Consider the following 18,969-nt stretch of genomic DNA (forward strand, 5'->3'; position numbering starts at 1 on the left):
GGAGCAGCAGTTCGGCGCTGGTGCGGATGCCTCGCTACACTTGAGGCCTCATGACTGATACTGCCGCCCGCCCCCTTCAGATCGGGGACTCCGACCACAGCGCCCGAACCTACGAGGTCAAGACCTACGGGTGCCAGATGAACGTCCACGATTCCGAACGTCTCTCGGGTCTGCTCGATGAGGCCGGCTACTCCCCGGCGCCGATCGGTGAGCAGGCCGATATCGTCGTCTTCAACACCTGTGCGGTGCGTGAGAACGCCGACAATCGCCTCTACGGCAATCTCGGACGACTGGCGCAGGTCAAGAGGGAGCGCCCCGGCATGCAGATCGCGGTCGGCGGCTGCATGGCACAGAAGGACCGCGAGACCATCGTCGAGCGCGCCCCGTGGGTCGACGTCGTCTTCGGCACCCACAACATGGGCTCGCTGCCGGCGCTGCTCGCCCGGGCGCGCCACAATGCGGAAGCCCAGGTCGAGATCCTCGAAAGCCTCGACGTCTTCCCCTCCACCCTGCCCACCCGACGGGAATCGACGCATTCGGGGTGGGTATCGATCTCGGTCGGCTGCAACAACACCTGCACGTTCTGCATCGTCCCCGCGCTGCGCGGAAAGGAGAAGGACCGCCGTCCGGGCGACATCCTGGCCGAGGTCGAGGCACTTGCGGCCGACGGTGTCATCGAAGTGACCCTGCTCGGCCAGAACGTCAACTCCTATGGTGCCGAATTCAGGGACCGCGGAGCGTTCGCCAAGCTGCTCCGAGCGGTCGGGAAGGTCGAGGGCATTGAACGGGTGCGCTTCACCAGTCCCCACCCGGCGGCGTTCTCCGACGATGTGATCCACGCGATGGCGGAGACGCCCACGGTGATGCCTCAGCTCCATATGCCGCTGCAGTCCGGATCGGACAGAATCCTCAAGGCCATGCGGCGGTCCTACCGGACGAGCCGTTTCATGGGCATCCTCGAGCGTGTCCGCAACCGCATTCCGGATGCGGCGATCACCACCGACATCATCGTCGGATTCCCCGGAGAGACCGAGGAGGACTTCGTGGGCACGCTGGAGATCGTGCGGCAGGCGCGGTTCGCCCAGGCGTTCACCTTCCAATACTCCAAGCGGCCCGGCACGCCGGCGGCTGCCATGCCTGACCAACTGCCCAAGGAAGTCGTACAGGAGCGGTTCGAGAGACTCGTCGCCCTGCAGGACCAGATCGCGTGGGAGGAGAATCAGGCGCACATCGGCAAGCAGGTGAACGTACTCGTCACCAGCCTGCCGGACTCCGAGCACGGTCGCGCCAGCGGCCGCGCGGCGGACAACCGGCTCGTCCATGTGGGTGCCGCCGGCACCACAGGACTGCTTCGCCCCGGCGATATCGTTGCCTGCACGGTCTCCGAGGCGAAGCCGTACTTCCTCATCGCCGACGGTCCTGCCGCAATCATCCCGACCCGCGCGGGCGACGCGTGGGAACGATCGCAGGCGGACAGCTGCGGTGCCGGCCCTGCACCTGTCGAGGGAGGGCCCACCCTGCTCGGCATGCCGACCATCCGCACCCGGAGCTGAGGTGCCCGACTCTCCGGGTGCGGATACGGTGATGGTGAGCCGACCGGTGATCAATCTCGTCGGAGCGACCGCGACTGGAAAATCCGACCTGGCGATCGGCCTCGCCCAGCGCCTCGACGGAGAGATCATCAACGCCGACGCCATGCAGTTCTACCGCGGCATGGACATCGGCACGGCGAAGCTCCCGCCCGAGGACCGCGGAGGGATCCCACATCACCTCATCGACATCCTCGATGTGGTCGATGACGCCTCCGTCGCGGAATTCCAATCGGCGGCCCGGCGGCTCATCCGCGAGATCGATGCACGCGGACACGTTCCGATCCTGGTCGGCGGTTCGGGGCTCTACGTCAGGGCCGCGACCGACGCGCTCTCCTTCCCTGGGACGGACCCGGTCGTGCGAGCTCGACTGGAAGTGGAAGCGGAAGAGCTCGGCTCCCCTCGCCTCCACGAACGTCTGCGCGGCATGGACCCCGCCGCCGGCGCGAAGATCTCCCCGGGCGACACCCGTCGCATCGTCCGGGCGCTCGAGGTCATCGAACTCATGGGGAAGCCCTTCTCCGCTCACCTGCCCCGGTACGAATACGTGGTCCCCACGGTCCAGATCGGTCTCCGGCTCGGGAGAGCAGAGCTGCATGAGCGGATCGCTGCGCGGGTGCAGCGGATGTGGCAGGCGGGCTGGACAGCGGAAGTCGAACGCCTCCTCGAGCAGGGGCTGGCCGCGGGGCGCACTGCCCGTCAGGCCATCGGCTACTCGCAGATCATCGAACTGCTCGCGGGCCGGATGGACCAGGCCACCGCCGTGGAGTCCACGATCACGCGCACCCGGCAGTTCGCCAAGCGGCAGGACACCTGGTTCCGACGCGACCACCGGATCCAATGGCTCGATGCTCCCGGCGGGGAGTCTTCAGATCACGGCGAGCTGATCTCCCGCGCCCAGCGAATGTATCGATCCGCCACCGGACTCTAGGTCGGGCGGTGCGCGCCGATAGACTGGCCGGGTGATGGGACGCGAACTGACCAAAGGACACGGCACTGCCAATGACTTCGTGCTTCTCCTGGACCCGAACGGGGACGTCGAGGTCTCGGCCGCCGAGGTCGCACTCCTGTGCGACCGGCGGCGCGGGATCGGCGGCGACGGCTTCATCCGAGTGGTGCGCACCTCGCATGCGAGAATCCCGGAAGCGCCCGCGGCTGCCGAAGCCGGCGCAGAGTGGTTCATGGACTACCGCAACGGCGATGGTTCCATCGCCGAGATGTGCGGCAACGGAGTGCGGGTGTTCGTCCACTTCCTCGCCGTGCGCGGTCTGGTCGACGTCGACTCCGAGGTCTCGGTGGGCACTCGCGCCGGCGTGAAAAGCGTGACTCGGATCGCAGACCCACTCGGGGGAAGCGCGCCCTGGTACCGCGTGGACATGGGACCGTGGCGCTTCCCTGCGCCGATCGCGGGCGGTGCCGACTCCCTCGTCACCACTGCCGGCATCGACGTGGCCAGGCCCGGCCTGAGTGTCGATCTCGGCAATCCGCACACTGTGGTCGCGCTGGCAGGTGCTGCCGACCTCGCAGCGGCCGACCTCACCCGGCGCCCTCAGGTCGAACCCGTCCCGGGCAATGGCACGAATGTCGAGTACATCGTCATCGAGCCCGACCATGACGGAGATCCCTCGACCGGCCGCCTGAGCATGCGGGTCCACGAACGGGGTGTGGGGGAGACCCAGTCGTGCGGGACCGGGGCATGCGCGGCCGCGCTGGCTGCCCGCTACTGGGCAGGGGACGCGGGGCCGAGCACCTGGTTCGTCAGCCTTCCCGGCGGAATCGTGCGCATCGAGATCACCGATGACGATGTCGCTCTGTCCGGGCCTGCTGTCCTGGTCGCCGACATCGCCCTCGAGCAGGAGTTCAGCCGGATTCTCGCCTGAGCCCGGGGCGGAACCCGAGGCGGAACCCGAGGCGGAACCGGAGCGTGACCGCGAGCCACTCAGGCTTCCCGGCGAATCAGGATGACTCGGAAGCCCTTGGCCGAAGAGTGCTTGGTCGCCGTGAATGCGTCGCCCAGGGTCTCCTCGATCCACTTCCGCAGTGAATCCGCGCCCAGGTTCTTCGAGACCACGAGCCATGCCTCCCCGCCGCGCCGGAGTCGCGGCAGCCAGGTCGTCAGGAGATCGTGGAGCACCTCCTTCCCGACTCGAATGGGAGGGTTGGACCAGATCGCGTCGAATTCGAGGTTTTCAGGCACCTGATCCGGCGTGACCGGTCGGATCGAGTCGAGACCGAGAGCGTGCGCGTTCTCCTCCGTCAACCCCAGAGAACGCCGATTGACGTCGAGGGCCCAGATTCGCACACCGACGCCCGCATCCTGGGCTTCGAGTCCGGCCTGCAGGGCGATCGGCCCCCACCCGGAGCCCAGATCCAGCAGATCGCCCGGCGGCGGGGCCGGCACTGCTCGCAGCAGCACCTGCGTGCCGAGATCGAGCCGGCCGGGGGAGAACACTCCCGAGGCGGTCGTCACCTCGACGTCGCGCCCGGCCAGGCGGACGGTGATGCGCCGCGGCTGCGCCTCGACGTCCGGCATCTCCGAGAAGTAGTGATCGGTCATCGGATCCATGGTAGTCGCGCGCCGCCCCACGCGCGCGACAGGACTCATCGCCTCACCATGGTGCTCTTTGCGCACCCTGCTCGGATGCCCCCGGAGACTTGCCTCGGGTGGCCTCCCCACACCCACCCGGATGTGGGAGAATGGAAGACCGACCGAGAGAGAAAGCGCCTGATGCCTGTGAACGAATCCGACCCGGATTCACCGATGCCCGAGAACCAGCCCGAGTCCGAACCGTCCAAGGACGAACGTCGCCGTGCCATGGTCGACCGAGTCCTCTCGCGGGCCGGCACCGCCCTGACCGACGACGAGCTCGTCCACGAGTCCGGCGCACAGGCGGATGTCCTCGACAGACAGGCGCTGCGCCGGATCGACGGGCTGTCGACCGAACTCGAGGATGTCACCGAGGTCGAGTACCGGCAGCTGCGGCTGGAGAAGGTCGTGCTTGCCGGCCTGTACTCGACGGGCACCGCTGCGGAGGCCGAAGCCTCTCTGCGGGAGCTCGCAGCACTCGCGGAGACCGCCGGGTCCACGGTGCTCGACGGGATGCTGCAACGTCGTGAGAACCCGGATCCGGGCACGTTCTTCGGCCGCGGCAAGGCGCAGGAGCTCGCCGAGGTCGTCGCCGCAGTGGGCGCCGACACCGTGATCGTCGACTCCGAACTCGCTCCGGGCCAGCGGCGCGGACTCGAGGACGTCGTCAAGGTCAAAGTCATCGACCGCGTCGCGCTCATCCTCGACATCTTCGCCCAGCACGCCAAGAGCCGCGAGGGCAAGGCGCAGGTCGAGCTCGCCCAGCTGGAGTACCTGCTTCCGCGGCTGCGCGGCTGGGGCGAGTCGATGTCCCGGCAGGCAGGCGGCCGGGTGGCCGGCGGCGAGGGCATCGGCTCCCGCGGTCCCGGTGAGACGAAGATCGAGCTGGACCGGCGACGAATCCGCACGCGGATGGCCAAGCTGCGCAAGCAGATCGCCGGGATGGAGCCGGCCCGGGAGACCAAGCGCGCCAACCGCACCCGCAACCATGTGCCGAGCGTCGCGATCGTCGGCTACACCAACGCGGGCAAGTCCTCGCTGCTCAACCGCCTCACCGACGCCGGGGTGATGGTTCAGAACGTGCTGTTCGCCACGCTCGACCCGACCGTGCGGCAGGCGGAGACCGAGGACGGTCGCACCTTCACCTACACGGACACGGTCGGATTCGTCCGGAACCTTCCCCACCAGCTCGTCGAAGCCTTCCGCTCGACGCTGGAGGAGGCGTCGTTCTCCGACGTCCTCCTGCACGTCGTCGACGCCTCGCATCCGGATCCCACGGGGCAGGTGGCGGCAGTGCGCGAGGTGCTCGCTGATGTCGACACCGCCGACATCCCGGAGCTCATCGTCTTCAACAAGGCTGACATCGCGGACTCCGTCGAACTCTCGGCCCTGCTGCAGCGCTACCCGGGCTCGATCGCGGTCTCTGCCGCGACGGGCGCGGGGTTCGAGGAGCTGCAGACGCGGATCGGCGAGCTGCTGCCCGTGCCGGCCCACGAGGTGACGGTGCTCGTGCCCTACGATCGCGGCGACCTCGTCTCCCGGATCCACGACGAGGGCACCGTCGTCGAGGAGAAGCACCTGCCGGACGGCACGGCGCTGCAGGCACGGGTGGACCCCGAACTCCTCAGCGAGCTGGAGGACTACCGCAAACCGGATATGTTCTCCGGCGGAACCGCTTGAGCCGCACGTCAGAGCTCCTCTCCACCGCTGTCACCTCCCTCGGAGGACAGCCGCGCGAGGGGCAGGAGACCATGGCCGAGGCGGTCGCCGGGGCGCTCGATTCCGGCACCCACCTGCTCGTCCAGGCCGGCACTGGCACCGGCAAGTCCTTGGCCTACCTGGTTCCAGCGGTCGAGTATGCCGTGCGCACCGGCGAGCGCGTCGTCGTGTCGACGGCGACCCTGGCGCTGCAGGCGCAGATCATCGACCGCGACCTGCCGCGGCTGCTGGGGTCGGTGAAGTCCGACCTCACCCAGAAGCCGCAGGCGGCGGTGCTCAAGGGCCGAAGGAACTACGTGTGCAAGCACAAGCTGGCAGGCGGTTACCCCGACGATTCCATGAGCATGCTGTTCGACCTCGGAGCCGACGATGCCGCCGGCCGCGGGGACGCGCAGAGCTCCGGCCTCGGCGAGGAGATCAGCAGGGTCCGCAGCTGGGAGCGGATCACTGAGACCGGAGACCGCGACGATCTGATCCCGGGGGTCTCCGACCGCGCCTGGGCGCAGGTGTCGGTCAACGCCTTCGACTGCCTCGGATCCCATTGCCCGCTGTACGAGGAGTGCTTCGCCGAGCGGGCTCGGATCAAGGCCTCGGAGGCCGACATCGTGGTCACCAACCACGCGCTCCTGGCCATCGACGCGTTCGGAGACAGCACTGTCCTACCCGAGCACGCGGCAGTGGTCGTCGATGAGGCCCACGAGCTGCGCGACCGAGTGACCAATGCGCTGTCGGGGTCCCTGACGACCACGATGATCAACGCCGCAGCACAGTCCGCCCGCAGGCACACCCAGGTTCAGGACGGAGTGATCGGTCTGCTGGAGACGGCGGCCTCTGCGTTCGACAAGGCTCTGGACGCGACGCCCGAGGGCCTGCTCGAGAAGTGGCCCGACGCCCTGGCCGACGCGGTCGTCGCGGTGCGGGACGCGGCTCGCCAGATCACCGCGGATTCGGGTCAGAGCCGCGAGGCGAAAGAAGCCGACGCCGGCCGCCAGATGGCGCGGGCGAGGCTGCAGGAGGTCTTCGAACTGGCCGAGCGGATGGCTGAGTCTGCCGAGAACGACGTGGTCTGGGTCAGCAGGTCGAGGTTCCGGGAGACGGAGACCGTTTCACTCGTCGTCGCCCCGTTGAGCGTTGCCGGCACCATGCGCAGCGGCCTGTTCGCCGATTCCACCGTGATCGCCACCTCGGCGACGCTGGCGCTGGGCGGACGCTTCGAACCGGTGGCCGCATCCCTGGGCCTCGCCGGGCCGGAGGCGCCCCGGTATGACGCCATCGACGTCGGCTCGCCCTTCGCCTACGAGCGGCAGGGAATCCTCTACGTCGCGTCGCGGCTTCCCAAGCCCGCCCGGAGCGGACTCACGGAGGAGGCGATCGAGGAGCTGCGTGAGCTGATCACTGCCTCCCGCGGCGGAGCGCTGGGTCTGTTCTCCTCCAAGTTCGCGGCCGTGCAGGCGGCCGAGGCCCTGCGGGACGTCGTCGACACGCCGATCCTGCTGCAGGGTGAGGACTCCCTCGGAGCGCTCGTGGCCCGATTCTCCGCGGAGGACGAATGCTCCCTGTTCGGGACCATGTCGCTGTGGCAGGGAGTCGATGTCCCCGGGCGGACGTGCCGGCTCGTCGTCATCGACCGGATTCCGTTCCCGCGTCCCGACGATCCCTTGGTCAAGGCTCGCACCCACGCGGCCGAACGCAACAGGGCCAATGGCTTCATGACCGTCAGCGCCACCCACGCGGCACTCCGCCTGGCCCAGGGGGCCGGCCGGCTCATCCGCTCCACGGCTGACCGGGGAGTCGTCGCGATTCTCGATTCCCGCCTCCGCACCGCCCGCTACGCCGGCTTCCTGCTGGGCTCGCTGCCGCCGATGTGGAAGACGGAGAACGGTGCGGCTGTCCGCGGAGCGCTCGCGCGGCTGGCACAGGACGGGCCCGCGGACTGACGTCCACGGGCCCGTACTGGTACCGCTCAGCCGCATGGCTCAGACGCGGCGGATCACCGCTACCACGATGCCCATGATGGTGGCCCGGTCGCCGTCGATCGGCTCGTAGAGGTCGTTCTGCGGGAGCAGCCACTGCTTGCCGTCCTTGCGGCGCAGCGTCTTGACCGTCGCCTCTTCGTCGAGGAGCGCCGCAACGATCTCCCCGTTCTCCGCCGCGTTCTGCCGACGGACCACAACCCAGTCGCCGTCGCAGATGGCGGCATCGATCATCGAGTCGCCGGCGACTCGAAGCAGGAACAGGTCGCCCGACCCGACGATCTGCTTCGGCAGCGCGAATACGTCGTCCACCGCCTGCTCCGCGGTGATGGGTCCGCCGGCTGCGATCCTGCCGAGCACCGGGACCATCGTGGTGTTCGCTGACTCCGGAACCGAGTGCGCCGTCTGCGCTGCCTCTTCTGCCGGGTTGACGATCTCGATCGCCCGGGGCCGCTTCGGATCCCGGCGCAGATAGCCCAGCCGCTCCAGCTGGGACAGCTGATGGGCCACGCTCGACAGGGAGGCCAGCCCGACAGCCTTGCCGATCTCGCGCATGCTCGGGGGATAGCCGTTGGTGTAGACGGCGGACTCGATGGTCTCGAGCACCAGCCGTTGGCGCGGGGTCAGCCGCGGGTCTCCCGCAGCCGCCGAACCCTCCGGCAGTTCGACCACGTCGGCCTGTGTCGCGCGGAACTCCTCGATCTCATCCGCGACGCTGTCGTTGCGCGGACGCCCTCTGGGACGTCGTGGCTGTGTGCTCATTCCTCTTCCCCTGTCTGCCAACGCTTGGCTCCCTGGCGGCGGAGCCGGCTCCGACCGCCGTGTCCGTGCCCGATGCAACACTGCGAACTGATCGATCACAACGTCGTTCTAATCCATTTTCACACACGCGTTCGAGATTCGGTGGACATTCGTTCGAATGTTGTGTTCAATAGTACATGAGTTCGATTACCTTGGTGGGTCCGTCTTCTCTTCGGCACCCGAAGCTCGACCAACTTCAGGAGGATGACATGGCTTCAGCTGCTCTTTCCCCAGCTCCTCGCGGGTCCCGGCTGACCTCGCGCGGCCGCCGCTTCGTGCGGCTGGCGAGGACTGTGGCGATCGTGATCGCAGCGCTGGCTGTCGGCATCGCAGTGGCCCTGTCCGCCTCACCGCAGGCGGCCGGTGCCTCGGAATCCGCTCTGGGCGGCACCGGGGAGTACTCGGTCGTCATCGTGGAGGACGGTGACTCGCTGTGGTCGATCGCCTCGGAGGTGTCCGGCGGGGTCGATACCAGGGATGTCGTTCTGGACATCGCTGAGATCAACAACCTGGGGGCTCATGTGGTGCACCCCGGCCAGAGGCTCGCGATTCCTGCGCGATAGACTTGTGCGGTGACTTCACTGCAGGATCTGCCCATCAGAGACGACTTGCGCGGCAAGGAGCCGTACGGCGCGCCACAGCTCGACGTGGCGGTTCCGCTCAACGTCAACGAGAACTCCTTCGCTGTTCCGGCCGACGTGGTGCGGGCGGTCCAAGAGTCGCTCGCCGCCGTGCTGGGCGATCTCAACCGCTATCCCGATCGCGAATTCACCGCACTGCGCGAGCGCCTGGCAGGGTACCTCGGGGATGTGCTCGAACGGCAGGGCGGCGGAACCGATCGCACGTCGATCGCTCCGGCCCAGGTCTGGGCGGCCAATGGCTCCAACGAGGTGCTCTCGCACATCCTGCAGGCCTTCGGCGGACCGGGGCGCAGTGCGCTCGGCTTCTCGCCCAGCTACTCGATGCACCCGCTCATCACCACGTCCACGGGTGCCGAGTGGATCTCCGTTGATCGCGCTGACGATTTCGGGCTGGATGCCGAATCGGCTGCGGCAGCGGTGCGCGACCATGACCCGGACGTCGTATTCCTGTGCACTCCGAACAACCCCACCGGCAACGGCCTCGACCTGTCCGTTGTCGAGGCTGTGCTGGCCGAGGCACACGGCATCGTCATCGTCGACGAGGCCTACGCCGAATTCGCCCGCCCCGGGTTCCGCACCGCCCTGACTCTGCTGCCGGACCATCCCCGACTGGTCGTCTCCCGAACCATGAGCAAGGCGTTCGCATTCGCCGGGGCGCGGTTGGGGTACGCTGCGGCGGACGCGGCGCTTATCGATGCGCTGCGCCTCGTGCGACTTCCGTACCATCTGTCTGCGCTGACCCAGGCTGCCGCGTGCGCTGCCCTCGACCACGCGCCCTCATTGCTGGCCAACGTCGATCGCCTGGTGGAGCAGCGCGATCGGATGAGCCGGGCACTGACGGAGCTGGGCTTCCGCGTCGTCCCCAGCGATTCGAATTTCATCCTGTTCGGCGGCGTGACGCGGCCGCCCGCGCTCTGGCAGGCGCTGCTCGAGCGAGGCGTTCTCGTGCGCGACAACGGAATCCCGGGCCATCTGCGGGTGAATGCGGGAACGGAGGCGGAGACGACCGCCTTCGTCGACGCCATCACCGCGGCGGTAGCCGCCGACCCGGGAATCGTCGCCGAATCATCTCAGACCGCTGTGAAGGGACAAGCATGACTGACCGCCGCGCCTCGGCGCACCGGGTGACGAGCGAATCCGACGTCACCGTCGAGATCGACCTCGACGGGACAGGCGCCTCGGAGATCTCGACCGGAGTGCCCTTCTACGACCACATGCTCACCGCGCTGTCGAAGCATTCGCTCATCGACCTCGAGGTGCGGGCCGAGGGCGATGTCCACATCGACGTGCACCACACGGTGGAGGACACTGCGATCGTGATCGGGCAGGTCCTGCGCGAAGCCCTGGGGGACAAGGCCGGCATCCGCCGTTACGGCGATGCGCTGGTCCCGCTGGACGAAGCTCTCGCCCGATGCGTCGTCGACGTCTCCGGTCGTCCGTACTTCGTCCACAGCGGGGAGCCCGAAGGCCAGCAGTACCACCTCATCGGCGGCCACTTCACTGGATCGATGGTCGCCCACTCCCTCGAGTCGCTGAGCTTCAACGCCGGGTTCACCGTCCACCTGAACCTGCTCGCCGGGCGCGACCCGCATCACATCGCCGAGGCCCAGTTCAAGGCGTTCGCGCGTGCTCTGCGCGCGGCAGTCGAATCCGACCCGCGCGTCAGCGGCATCCCGAGCACGAAGGGCGCACTGTGAGTCGGACGGTGATCGTGACCCCGTTCGGCCAGCCGGACCAGCTCGCCGCCGCCTGTGTGCTCTCGGACATCCGGGGTGCCATCGTGCCGATCGGCGACTTCTCCGCCATCGTGCAGGACGACACGGATATCGCTGCGGGCAACGCGGCTGCCGCAGCCATCTCCAAGCTCGCCGGCAAGCATGAGGTGCTGCTGATGGTGCGCAACGACGAGCAGATCGACGCTGCGCACTACCGGCACGGCACCCGCGAATCGGACGTGCCCGCAGGGCTGGCCCTGACCAACCTCCCCGAGGATCTGGAGAAGCTCCTCCTGGAGATCAAGGCGCCGCAGGACATCGAAGGCTGGATCGACACCTCCGCGATGACCAAGCTGCAGGCCAGCGCGGCGACGATGACGCCTGCCCGAGCGGCGCTGGCACGGACGGCGATCCTGTGGTTCGTCGTCGCGCTGCTGGCGGTGATCGCCATCGCCATCGGCGCGATAGCCGGGTTGCGAGGCGCCGCCGCGGGCTGGGCCGGCGCCGGATTGGGTGTTGTCGTGCTCGGATTCGGGCTCTACCGGATCAATGCGCTGCTGTCGGGGCGGCCGGCATGAGCCCGCGGGTGGTCGTCCTGGACTACGGATCCGGAAACGTCCGCTCGGCGGTGCGTGCTGTCGAACGGACCGGTGCGCAGGTCGAACTCACCGGGGACCTGCAGCGGGCCGCCGCGGCCGATGGTCTGCTCGTTCCCGGCGTCGGCGCCTTCGCGGCGGTGATGGCGGGGCTCACGCGTGCCGGAGCTGTCGAAGTCATCCGCGAGCGCCACGAGAGGCAGCTGCCCATGCTCGGGATCTGCGTGGGTCAGCAGGTGTTCTTCTCCGCCGGCACCGAGCACGGAGTCACCGCCGCCGGGATCGGGCTATGGCCCGGGGAAGTGACTCGCCTGGAAGCAGACGTGATTCCGCACATGGGGTGGGATCAGGTTCAGGTGCCTGCGGGATCGCGGATGTTCTCCGGCATCGAGAACGAACGGTTCTACTTCGTGCACTCGTACGCCGCCCACGTGAAGCCTGCCGGCTCCGTGAGCACCCTCTCCACTCACGGTCGGCCCTTCGTGGCCGCGGTGGAGGACGGCTCCACCTGGTCCACACAATTCCATCCTGAGAAGTCCGGGGACGCCGGAGCCGCACTGCTGACCAACTGGGTGAATGCTCTCGACTGAGAGGAATCAAGGAAGAGAAGATGACTGAACTTGTGACCGAACCCGCTCTCACACTGCTGCCCGCAGTGGACGTCGCCGCCGGCAAGGCCGTGCGTCTCGTGCAGGGAGCCGCCGGCTCCGAGACCGACTACGGCTCTCCTGTTGAAGCGGCCCAGCAGTTCGAGAGCGCAGGCGCCGAGTGGATCCATCTCGTCGATCTGGATGCGGCGTTCGGCCGCGGCTCCAACTATGACCTGCTCAAGCAGGTGACGAAAGCGCTGTCGATCAAGGTGGAGATCTCCGGGGGCATCCGCGACACCGAAAGCCTCGAGCGAGCCCTCGACACGGGTGCCGAACGGGTCAACATCGGCACTGCCGCGCTCGAGAACCCGGCGTGGACGGCCGAGGTCATTCGCGACTACGGCGACAAGATCGCGATCGGCTTGGATGTGCGCGGCACCACGCTGGCTGCACGGGGCTGGACCAAGGAGGGCGGTGACCTCTTCACCGTGCTGCAGCAGCTGGAAGAGGCCGGGTGCGCCCGATACGTCGTCACCGATGTCAACAAGGACGGGACGCTCAAGGGACCCAATGTGGAACTGCTGCGCGAGATGTGCACACGGACCGATCGGCCGATAGTCGCTTCCGGAGGAGTGTCCAGCTTGGACGACATCGCGGCGCTGCGCACCCTCGTGCCCGAAGGAGTGGAGGCCGCGATCGTGGGCAAAGCACTCTATGCCGGGAAATTCACCCTGGCGGAGGCGCTCGACGTCGCCGGTCGATGACCGACAGCACACGGCGGTCCCTGCCGGAGCACATGGCGCAGACGTCCGGCGCGCACAGGTCCGCTGCGCAGGCGGCGGACTCCGCCGGCACCCCGTGGGCTGGGCGAGACCTCAAGCCCAATCCCTTCTCCGGGGATACGGGTCAGGCGGATCCCTCGCTGCGAGCGGCGCTGCGGGCGGTCAACGTCTCGCCCATGGAACCGCAGGCCCACATCGGCGTCGTCGAAGCGCTGCGCGGGGCTCGGGTCTATGCTCCGGTGATGCCCACCGCCGTCGAGCACTCCACTGACGAGCGAGGTCTGGTCCACGACAACAGATCCGAGATGGCGATGGTGCGGCTCGCCTCGGAAGACGGGCGCGAATGCACTCCCTGCTTCGCCGACATCCCCGCGCTGACGAGTTGGGGAACCACCGCCAGGCCCGTCCCGATCGAGATGGAGCGGCTGGGCGTTGCCGCGATCCAAGAGGGCGCACAGCTCGTGGTGATCGACCCGGGAAGCACAGATCCCTTCCTCCTGCGGCGAACTGCTCTATGGGCTTTCGTGCAGGGGCACACGTGGAGGCCCGCTTGGGCCGATGCGCGCGTGGCGCGGCTCGCTGCTGAGATCGCAGGCAGATTCGGCTGGATCGAGGGGTTGGGGGTCGCCCCCGGCACGCGCAACGTTCACATCAGTGGTCCGGAAGTGGCCCTCGTGCTCCGGACAGCCGAGGCACCGGGCAGTGACAGGCTCAACGAGTTCAGACAGAGCCTGAGCGCACATGAGGAGTTCGTTGCGCTGGTCGACTCGATGGTCATCAGCTTCGCCGCCTGAGGCTCGAGCCGCGCACTCCGCCGGCCGCGCACTCCGGCGGCCGAGCTCGCGGTCGGCCGAGCCGCACGGCCTGCTCGCCTTCCTCGGTTCACGCCGAGTGAGCAGCGCGCGCCGATCGTCAGGGCGCAGCGGCGGCAGGCTCGCCTTCCGTGGCGCGGCACTCGGAGCAGCGGCCCCAGTACAGCACCTCGGCGATCTCGATCTCGAACCCGAAGGCGTCGTCGGGATGAAGGCACGGGGCGCCGGCGCCCAGGCAGGGCACGTCGAAGATCTGCTGGCACGACCGGCAGACCATGTGATGGTGATTGTCATGGCGCTGCAGCTCGTAACGAGCCGCTGACGCGCCCGCGGGCTCTATGCACCGCACCAGGTCGGCCCGCTCGAAGGCCGCGAGGACGTCGTAGACCGTCTGATGCGATACCTTGCCGATCCGCTCCCGAGTCGCGCTGGTGATCTCCTCGGCATCGGGATGGGACCTTACGGAGGTGAGCACCTCGAGCACGGCCTGCCGCGGAGCGGTCACCCGCAGCCCGGCAGCCCGAATGAGTTCGGCAGTGCTCGTTGTCGTCACGGCCGACAGCTTACTCCCTGTTTTGGAACCGTTCAAGAAAAGCGCGCGCTGTGCGTGTTCGACCAGACGTATCCGAGCGGGAATCAGTCGACGTGCAGGCATCCGCGCTCGGCCGAGCCTGGTGGCGGCGTCAGTGCGCAATAGTGTGGGGGCATGAGCGATCCGACCCGACCCACCGTCCCGAGCAGTGACTACATCGAGCACGCACGGCTGGAGGCCGCTCGTCGCGGCGCGGCGGCGCAGCCGCCCGAATCCGCCTTCAGCGGTGCGCCCGACGCGATCATCGACAGGGTCCGCGCCGAGGTCGCGGAAGCGCGGCTCCGACTCATCGGGCTGTCACACGCCGTCCACGCAGTTGCTGAACCGGCATTCGAGGAGCACGCATCCGCCGAGCTGGTGGCTGCCGCCGTGCGGAGTTCCGGAGTCGAGGCCGAAGTCGGCGTCGCAGGACTGGAGACCGCGGTGCGTGCGGAGTTCGGCAGCCCGGATGCCGGCAGAACGGTCGCGATCCTCGCCGAGTATGACGCGCTGCCGGACATCGGGCACGCCTGCGGCCACAATGTCATCGCCGCCTCTGCCGTGGGCGCCTTCTGCGCTCTGGTTGCGGCGCTCGACGGAGACGCACGTCGGCTGCCCGGTCGGGTCGTGCTCCTCGGCACGCCGGCCGAGGAGGGCCGGGGCGGCAAGGAGATCATGGCTCGCCACGGTGCTTTCGACACGATCGACGCGGCACTCATGCTGCATCCGTTCGGCTTCGACGCCTGCGAGCAGCTGTGGCTGGGCCGACGCGCACTCGAGGTCACCTTCACCGGCATCGCCGCTCACGCCTCCGCTCTGCCCTTCATGGGACGCAACGCCCTCGATGCGGCGTCCCTGATGTATCAGGGAATCGGTCTGCTGCGTCAGCAGATGCTTCCGGTCGACAGGGTGCACGCATCGCTGCCGGAGGGCGGAGACCGTCCCTCCGTCATCGTCGAGCGCTCGCAGCTGAACTTGTACGTGCGCTCCCCGTACCCGGAGACGCTGCGGGAGCTGTCGGGGCGCATCGCCGATATCGCTCACGGTGCGGCCTTGATGACCGGCTGCGGGGTCCAGCTCGACTGGGACATCCACCCGCCGAGCATGCCGGTCAAGGCGAACAGCGAGCTGGCGGCGCGGTGGTCTGCTTATCAGCGGGCCGTGGGACGAGCTCCCTTCCCGGCCGGCGTGGTGCCCGACACGCTTGCCGCCTCGACCGACTTCGGCAATGTCAGCTGGCTGGTGCCCGGCATCCATCCCACCATCGCCATCGCCGAACCGCGGGTCGCCTGGCACACCCGGGAGTTCGCCGATGCGGCGCGATCGCCGCAGGCCGACGAAGCAGTGGTCGATGGCGCGTTCGGACTGGCAGCAACTGCGCTCGACTTCCTGTTCGACGACGAGCTGGCCGATGAGGTGTCCCGGGAATTCGACCGGAATGGGGGCAGGATCCCTGCCGTTCGGTACTTCGGCGAGAAGGGAGCCCTCTAGGCCTCCGGTGTCACCGCACGGGGCCGGTGAACTTCTCTCCCGGGCCCTGTCCGGGCGCGTCCGGGATCGCCGAGGCCTCGCGGAACGCCAGCTGCAGGCTGCGCAGCCCGTCGCGCAGGGGGCGGGCGTGATGATCGCCGATCTCGGTGGCGCCGGCAGTCACGAGCCCGGCGAGCGCGGTGATGAGCTTGCGGGCCTCGTCGAGATCGGTGAGATCGGCGGCGCGCTCGGTCTCGGTGTCCTCAGCCAGGCCGCACTTGACTGCGGCCGCGCTCATCAGATGGACAGCCGCAGATGAGATGATCTCGACAGCGGGCACCTCCGCGATGTCGCGGATCGCCTGCTCTTCGCTGAACGCTGATGCGGAACCGGAAGCGGATTCGGCTGCGGGGTTCGACTGTGATTCGGTCATGCCCAACAGCATCCCACACCTCTCCCTGCAGGCCGGCGTCCGAAGAGCTGGGAAGCGCGGTTCGTGCAGATCTCAGCCGCTGATGTGCACGCGGGCAGGAATCGTAGTATCATGGACGTGTGCAAAGAGGAGCTCGGCTCCCACCTGGATCGTCACAGGCGATCGGGTTTCGAATGATCGTCCTTCTCGAAAGGGCGCATCGAGTGTCTCCATCGCTCGCATTCGTCTGGGCTCCCTTGGCATGTGCCGAAGGGAGCTTTTTCTTTTCGGCAGCATCGTGAATCATCGTCGAAGAAGGAGCGAGCACATCAGCGAGCCGCGCATCAATGATCGGATTCGAGTTCCGGAAGTCCGCCTGGTCGGCCCCAACGGCGAGCAGGTGGGGATCGTTGCCATTCACAAGGCACTCGAGCTGGCCCGTGACGCAGACCTCGACCTGGTCGAGGTGGCCCCGCAGGCCAAGCCTCCTGTGGCCAAGCTCATGGACTACGGCAAGTACAAGTACGAATCTGCTCAGAAGGCACGTGCCGCCCGGAAGAATCAGGCCAATACGGCGCTGAAGGAAATCCGGTTTCGCCTCAAGATCGACGAGCACGACTACGAAACCAAGAAGGGCCATGTCGAGCGGTTCCTGACCGGTGGCGACAAGGTCAAGGTCATGATCATGTTCCGCGGTCGTGAGCAGTCCCGCCCCGAGATGGGAATCAAGCTGCTCAACCGGCTTGCGGAGGACGTCGCGGAGCTCGGCTCCGTGGAGTCCCAGCCGCGGGTGGACGGGCGCAACATGGTGATGGTCGTAGCACCATTCAAGTCCAAGTCGGATGCCAAGGCGGAAACGCGACAGGCGAACCGCGGGGCGAAGGGAACCACCGTCGAGGCCAAGTCCCGGCGCGATCGAGCGGCCCAGGCCAAGGCAGAGCACAAGCCTGCCGACGCCGAAGCGTAAGTGTGCGCGTCCTCCCTGCTGTTCAGCGGGGCTGACGCATGACATCAAATCGACGTTGTGCGCCGGCGTGCGCCGGTCGACACGACACGAGAAGGAGAAGCGGCACCATGCCGAAGCAGAAGACTCACAGCGGCGCCAAGAAGCGTCTGCGCCTCACCGGCAGCGGCAAGGTCATGCGGGAGGGCGTCAACAAGCGCCACCTGGCTGAGCACAAGTCCTCGCGGCGCAAGCGCCGGATCTCGATGGACAAGGGACTCCCCAAGGGCGATTCCGCCAAGGCCCTGAAGCTGCTCGGCAAGCGCTGAGACTCCAGCGCCGGGTCCGAACCCGAGCTGTGCAGACAGCGATCACAATTTTCTAAGGAGTACACGTGGCACGTGTGAAGAGGGCGGTCAACGCCAAGAAGAAGCGCAGGGTCATTCTCGACCGCGCAAGCGGATACCGCGGTCAGCGGTCTCGCCTCTACCGCAAGGCAAAAGAGCAGGTCATCCACTCGCTGGTCTACAGCTACCGTGACCGCCGCGCTCGGAAGGGCGACTTCCGTCGCCTCTGGATCCAGCGCATCAACGCCGGCGCCCGCGCCAATGGCATGACCTACAACCGCTTCATCCAGGGGCTCAAGGCCGCCGGCGTCGAGGTCGACCGCCGCATGCTGGCCGAGCTCGCAGTGAATGACTCGGCGACCTTCGCAACGCTTGTCAAGGTCGCCAAGGAAGCGCTGCCGGCAGACGTCAACGCAGCCAAGTCCAGCGCCGCCTGATGCGAGCTGCCGCGTTCGCATGAGTGAGATCACTCAGCACGAGCGCCTGACCGGGCCGGTCATCCACTCCCCGCAGTCCAAGCGGGTGAGGGAAGCCGCCAAACTGGTCAGGCGCTCGTGGCGTACCAAGACCCGCCAGTTCCTGGCCGAAGGCCCCCAAGCCGTTCGCGAGGCTCTCTCCGCCCGAGCGGAGGCCGTGAGCGGTGCTGGTGCGGACGACCGCGTCGACGCATCTCCAATCCGGCTGGTCGACCTGTTCGCCACCGCTGCTGCCGCGGACCGCCACCCGGACATCCTCGAACTCGCTGAGCGTGCCGGGACTCCTGTCCGCCAGATCGACCCGGCTCTGCTCGCGCAGATCGCCGACACCGAGGCGTCACAGGGCCTGCTCGCCGTCTGCGAATTCCTCGATGTGGATCTGAGCTCCGCCATCAGCTCCGGTTCCAGGCTCGTCGTCGTGCTCTCCCAGGTGCGCGATCCCGGGAACGCCGGCACCGTGCTGCGCGTCGCCGATGCAGCGGGCGCGGACGCCGTCGTCTACACGGGGTCGAGCGTCGACGTCTACAATCCCAGGACAGTCCGCGCCACAGCAGGCAGCCTGTTCCATCTCCCCGTCGTCACGGGCGCCGACCTCGCCGAAGTCACCGAGCGAGGCCGGGCTTCCGGCATGCAGGTGCTCGCTGCCGACGCCCACCCGCCGGTGCACGACCTGCACAGTCCCTGGGCGACAGGTCTGGATCTGACCCGTCCTACGATGTGGGTGTTCGGCAACGAGGCCTGGGGATTGCCCGAGGCGGACCGGCAGCTGTGCGACGCCGCGGTGGCCATTCCGATCTACGGACGCGCTGAAAGCCTCAATCTTGCGACGGCCGCGGGCATCTGCATCTACGAGACCGCGCGCAACGTGCGGCTGTAGGCGAGTCCTCGGCCGACCGTCGGACTGGTTAGACTGATTGACGGTCCCCACCCACTCGACAGAAAGAA

Annotated in this window: 21 protein-coding genes; 17 read left to right on the forward strand and 4 right to left on the reverse strand. The window is 67.8% G+C overall.

The window, feature by feature from the left end; translation table 11 throughout:
• Positions 1-50 precede the first annotated feature (50 nt).
• From miaB to dapF, 3 genes are read left to right on the forward strand one after another with little or no spacing between them, the layout of a single operon-like run.
• Entirely contained in the window at positions 51-1,553 is a 1,503-nt protein-coding gene (miaB, locus tag LXN01_RS02585; RefSeq protein WP_236862969.1) for a tRNA (N6-isopentenyl adenosine(37)-C2)-methylthiotransferase MiaB, read from the forward strand.
• Positions 1,554-1,584: 31 nt separating this feature from the next.
• Complete coding sequence (miaA, locus tag LXN01_RS02590) at positions 1,585-2,520, forward strand: tRNA (adenosine(37)-N6)-dimethylallyltransferase MiaA (RefSeq protein WP_236863136.1); 936 nt, start codon at positions 1,585-1,587, stop codon at positions 2,518-2,520.
• 34 nt (positions 2,521-2,554) lie between these two features.
• Positions 2,555-3,469 carry a diaminopimelate epimerase gene (gene dapF / locus LXN01_RS02595; RefSeq protein WP_236862970.1) on the forward strand — a complete coding sequence of 305 codons (915 nt, stop codon included), beginning with the start codon at positions 2,555-2,557 and terminating at the stop codon, positions 3,467-3,469.
• Between the two features lie 59 nt (positions 3,470-3,528).
• Here the strand turns inward: dapF and LXN01_RS02600 are convergent, their stop codons facing one another.
• Positions 3,529-4,146, reverse strand: coding sequence for a class I SAM-dependent methyltransferase (locus LXN01_RS02600; protein WP_236862971.1), 618 nt, complete (start codon positions 4,144-4,146; stop codon positions 3,529-3,531).
• Between the two features lie 204 nt (positions 4,147-4,350).
• Between LXN01_RS02600 and hflX the strand changes: the two genes are divergently transcribed.
• Both hflX and LXN01_RS02610 read left to right on the forward strand, forming a co-directional pair.
• Complete coding sequence (gene hflX / locus LXN01_RS02605; RefSeq protein WP_236862972.1) at positions 4,351-5,856, forward strand: GTPase HflX; 1,506 nt, start codon at positions 4,351-4,353, stop codon at positions 5,854-5,856.
• Complete coding sequence (locus LXN01_RS02610; protein WP_236862973.1) at positions 5,853-7,832, forward strand: ATP-dependent DNA helicase; 1,980 nt, start codon at positions 5,853-5,855, stop codon at positions 7,830-7,832. The genes hflX and LXN01_RS02610 overlap by 4 nt, the downstream gene beginning before the upstream one ends.
• A 39-nt stretch (positions 7,833-7,871) precedes the next feature.
• Here the strand turns inward: LXN01_RS02610 and lexA are convergent, their stop codons facing one another.
• Positions 7,872-8,630, reverse strand: coding sequence for a transcriptional repressor LexA (gene lexA / locus LXN01_RS02615; RefSeq protein WP_236862974.1), 759 nt, complete (start codon positions 8,628-8,630; stop codon positions 7,872-7,874).
• A gap of 248 nt (positions 8,631-8,878) precedes the next feature.
• On the opposite strand from lexA, the gene LXN01_RS02620 reads away from it, so the two are divergent.
• Genes LXN01_RS02620 through LXN01_RS02650 form a run of 7 tightly spaced genes read left to right on the forward strand, consistent with a single transcriptional unit; the run spans position 8,879 to position 13,787 of the window.
• On the forward strand, positions 8,879-9,232 hold the full coding sequence (locus LXN01_RS02620) for a LysM peptidoglycan-binding domain-containing protein (protein WP_236862975.1): 354 nt from the start codon (positions 8,879-8,881) through the stop codon (positions 9,230-9,232).
• 9 nt (positions 9,233-9,241) lie between these two features.
• Complete coding sequence (locus LXN01_RS02625) at positions 9,242-10,408, forward strand: histidinol-phosphate transaminase (protein WP_236862976.1); 1,167 nt, start codon at positions 9,242-9,244, stop codon at positions 10,406-10,408.
• Positions 10,405-11,007 carry an imidazoleglycerol-phosphate dehydratase HisB gene (gene hisB, locus LXN01_RS02630; protein WP_236862977.1) on the forward strand — a complete coding sequence of 201 codons (603 nt, stop codon included), beginning with the start codon at positions 10,405-10,407 and terminating at the stop codon, positions 11,005-11,007. Before LXN01_RS02625 ends, hisB begins: the two co-directional genes overlap by 4 nt.
• A complete protein-coding gene (locus LXN01_RS02635) occupies positions 11,004-11,603 on the forward strand; it encodes a hypothetical protein (protein ID WP_236862978.1) in 600 nt (199 codons plus the stop codon). The genes hisB and LXN01_RS02635 overlap by 4 nt, the downstream gene beginning before the upstream one ends.
• The gene (gene hisH, locus LXN01_RS02640; protein WP_236862979.1) at positions 11,600-12,211 is read left to right on the forward strand and encodes an imidazole glycerol phosphate synthase subunit HisH; all 612 of its coding nucleotides are present in this window, start codon (positions 11,600-11,602) and stop codon (positions 12,209-12,211) included. Before LXN01_RS02635 ends, hisH begins: the two co-directional genes overlap by 4 nt.
• A gap of 20 nt (positions 12,212-12,231) precedes the next feature.
• Positions 12,232-12,975, forward strand: a complete 744-nt coding sequence (gene priA, locus LXN01_RS02645) for a bifunctional 1-(5-phosphoribosyl)-5-((5-phosphoribosylamino)methylideneamino)imidazole-4-carboxamide isomerase/phosphoribosylanthranilate isomerase PriA (protein ID WP_236862980.1) — start codon at positions 12,232-12,234, stop codon at positions 12,973-12,975.
• Positions 12,976-13,007: 32 nt separating this feature from the next.
• Positions 13,008-13,787 carry an SseB family protein gene (locus LXN01_RS02650; protein WP_236862981.1) on the forward strand — a complete coding sequence of 260 codons (780 nt, stop codon included), beginning with the start codon at positions 13,008-13,010 and terminating at the stop codon, positions 13,785-13,787.
• 118 nt (positions 13,788-13,905) lie between these two features.
• On the opposite strand, the gene LXN01_RS02655 is transcribed toward LXN01_RS02650, so the two are convergent.
• Entirely contained in the window at positions 13,906-14,358 is a 453-nt protein-coding gene (locus tag LXN01_RS02655; RefSeq protein WP_236862982.1) for a Fur family transcriptional regulator, read from the reverse strand.
• A gap of 153 nt (positions 14,359-14,511) precedes the next feature.
• Here LXN01_RS02655 and LXN01_RS02660 point away from each other — a divergent pair, with 153 nt between their 5' ends.
• On the forward strand, positions 14,512-15,867 hold the full coding sequence (locus tag LXN01_RS02660) for a M20 family metallopeptidase (protein WP_236862983.1): 1,356 nt from the start codon (positions 14,512-14,514) through the stop codon (positions 15,865-15,867).
• Between the two features lie 10 nt (positions 15,868-15,877).
• Here the strand turns inward: LXN01_RS02660 and LXN01_RS02665 are convergent, their stop codons facing one another.
• Entirely contained in the window at positions 15,878-16,279 is a 402-nt protein-coding gene (locus tag LXN01_RS02665; protein WP_236862984.1) for a DUF1844 domain-containing protein, read from the reverse strand.
• Positions 16,280-16,556: 277 nt separating this feature from the next.
• On the opposite strand from LXN01_RS02665, the gene infC reads away from it, so the two are divergent.
• The 4 genes from infC to LXN01_RS02685 all read left to right on the forward strand — a co-directional run bounded on the left by infC (position 16,557) and on the right by LXN01_RS02685 (position 18,901).
• Positions 16,557-17,225 carry a translation initiation factor IF-3 gene (gene infC, locus LXN01_RS02670; protein WP_236862985.1) on the forward strand — a complete coding sequence of 223 codons (669 nt, stop codon included), beginning with the start codon at positions 16,557-16,559 and terminating at the stop codon, positions 17,223-17,225.
• Positions 17,226-17,332: 107 nt separating this feature from the next.
• Positions 17,333-17,530 carry a 50S ribosomal protein L35 gene (rpmI, locus tag LXN01_RS02675; protein ID WP_236862986.1) on the forward strand — a complete coding sequence of 66 codons (198 nt, stop codon included), beginning with the start codon at positions 17,333-17,335 and terminating at the stop codon, positions 17,528-17,530.
• A gap of 65 nt (positions 17,531-17,595) precedes the next feature.
• Positions 17,596-17,985, forward strand: coding sequence for a 50S ribosomal protein L20 (gene rplT, locus LXN01_RS02680; protein ID WP_236862987.1), 390 nt, complete (start codon positions 17,596-17,598; stop codon positions 17,983-17,985).
• A gap of 19 nt (positions 17,986-18,004) precedes the next feature.
• A complete protein-coding gene (locus LXN01_RS02685) occupies positions 18,005-18,901 on the forward strand; it encodes a TrmH family RNA methyltransferase (protein WP_236862988.1) in 897 nt (298 codons plus the stop codon).
• Positions 18,902-18,969 lie beyond the last annotated feature (68 nt).

It is taken from the genome of Brevibacterium daeguense, assembly GCF_021729135.1.
GTDB classification, from domain to species: domain Bacteria; phylum Actinomycetota; class Actinomycetes; order Actinomycetales; family Brevibacteriaceae; genus Brevibacterium; species Brevibacterium daeguense.

Excerpts from the sequence above, each read along its gene's own strand:
- miaB (WP_236862969.1), top strand. The coding sequence starts at position 51 with ATGACTGATACTGCCGCCCGCCCCCTTCAGATCGGGGACTCCGACCAC.
- LXN01_RS02650 (WP_236862981.1), top strand. The coding sequence starts at position 13,008 with ATGGCGCAGACGTCCGGCGCGCACAGGTCCGCTGCGCAGGCGGCGGAC.
- LXN01_RS02660 (WP_236862983.1), top strand. The coding sequence starts at position 14,512 with ATGAGCGATCCGACCCGACCCACCGTCCCGAGCAGTGACTACATCGAG.
- hisB (WP_236862977.1), top strand. The coding sequence starts at position 10,405 with ATGACTGACCGCCGCGCCTCGGCGCACCGGGTGACGAGCGAATCCGAC.
- dapF (WP_236862970.1), top strand. The coding sequence starts at position 2,555 with ATGGGACGCGAACTGACCAAAGGACACGGCACTGCCAATGACTTCGTG.
- hflX (WP_236862972.1), top strand. The coding sequence starts at position 4,351 with ATGCCCGAGAACCAGCCCGAGTCCGAACCGTCCAAGGACGAACGTCGC.
- lexA (WP_236862974.1), bottom strand. The coding sequence starts at position 8,630 with ATGAGCACACAGCCACGACGTCCCAGAGGGCGTCCGCGCAACGACAGC.
- priA (WP_236862980.1), top strand. The coding sequence starts at position 12,232 with ATGACTGAACTTGTGACCGAACCCGCTCTCACACTGCTGCCCGCAGTG.
- LXN01_RS02600 (WP_236862971.1), bottom strand. The coding sequence starts at position 4,146 with ATGACCGATCACTACTTCTCGGAGATGCCGGACGTCGAGGCGCAGCCG.
- miaA (WP_236863136.1), top strand. The coding sequence starts at position 1,585 with ATGGTGAGCCGACCGGTGATCAATCTCGTCGGAGCGACCGCGACTGGA.
- LXN01_RS02620 (WP_236862975.1), top strand. The coding sequence starts at position 8,879 with ATGGCTTCAGCTGCTCTTTCCCCAGCTCCTCGCGGGTCCCGGCTGACC.
- hisH (WP_236862979.1), top strand. The coding sequence starts at position 11,600 with ATGAGCCCGCGGGTGGTCGTCCTGGACTACGGATCCGGAAACGTCCGC.
- LXN01_RS02685 (WP_236862988.1), top strand. The coding sequence starts at position 18,005 with ATGAGTGAGATCACTCAGCACGAGCGCCTGACCGGGCCGGTCATCCAC.
- rpmI (WP_236862986.1), top strand. The coding sequence starts at position 17,333 with ATGCCGAAGCAGAAGACTCACAGCGGCGCCAAGAAGCGTCTGCGCCTC.
- LXN01_RS02665 (WP_236862984.1), bottom strand. The coding sequence starts at position 16,279 with ATGACCGAATCACAGTCGAACCCCGCAGCCGAATCCGCTTCCGGTTCC.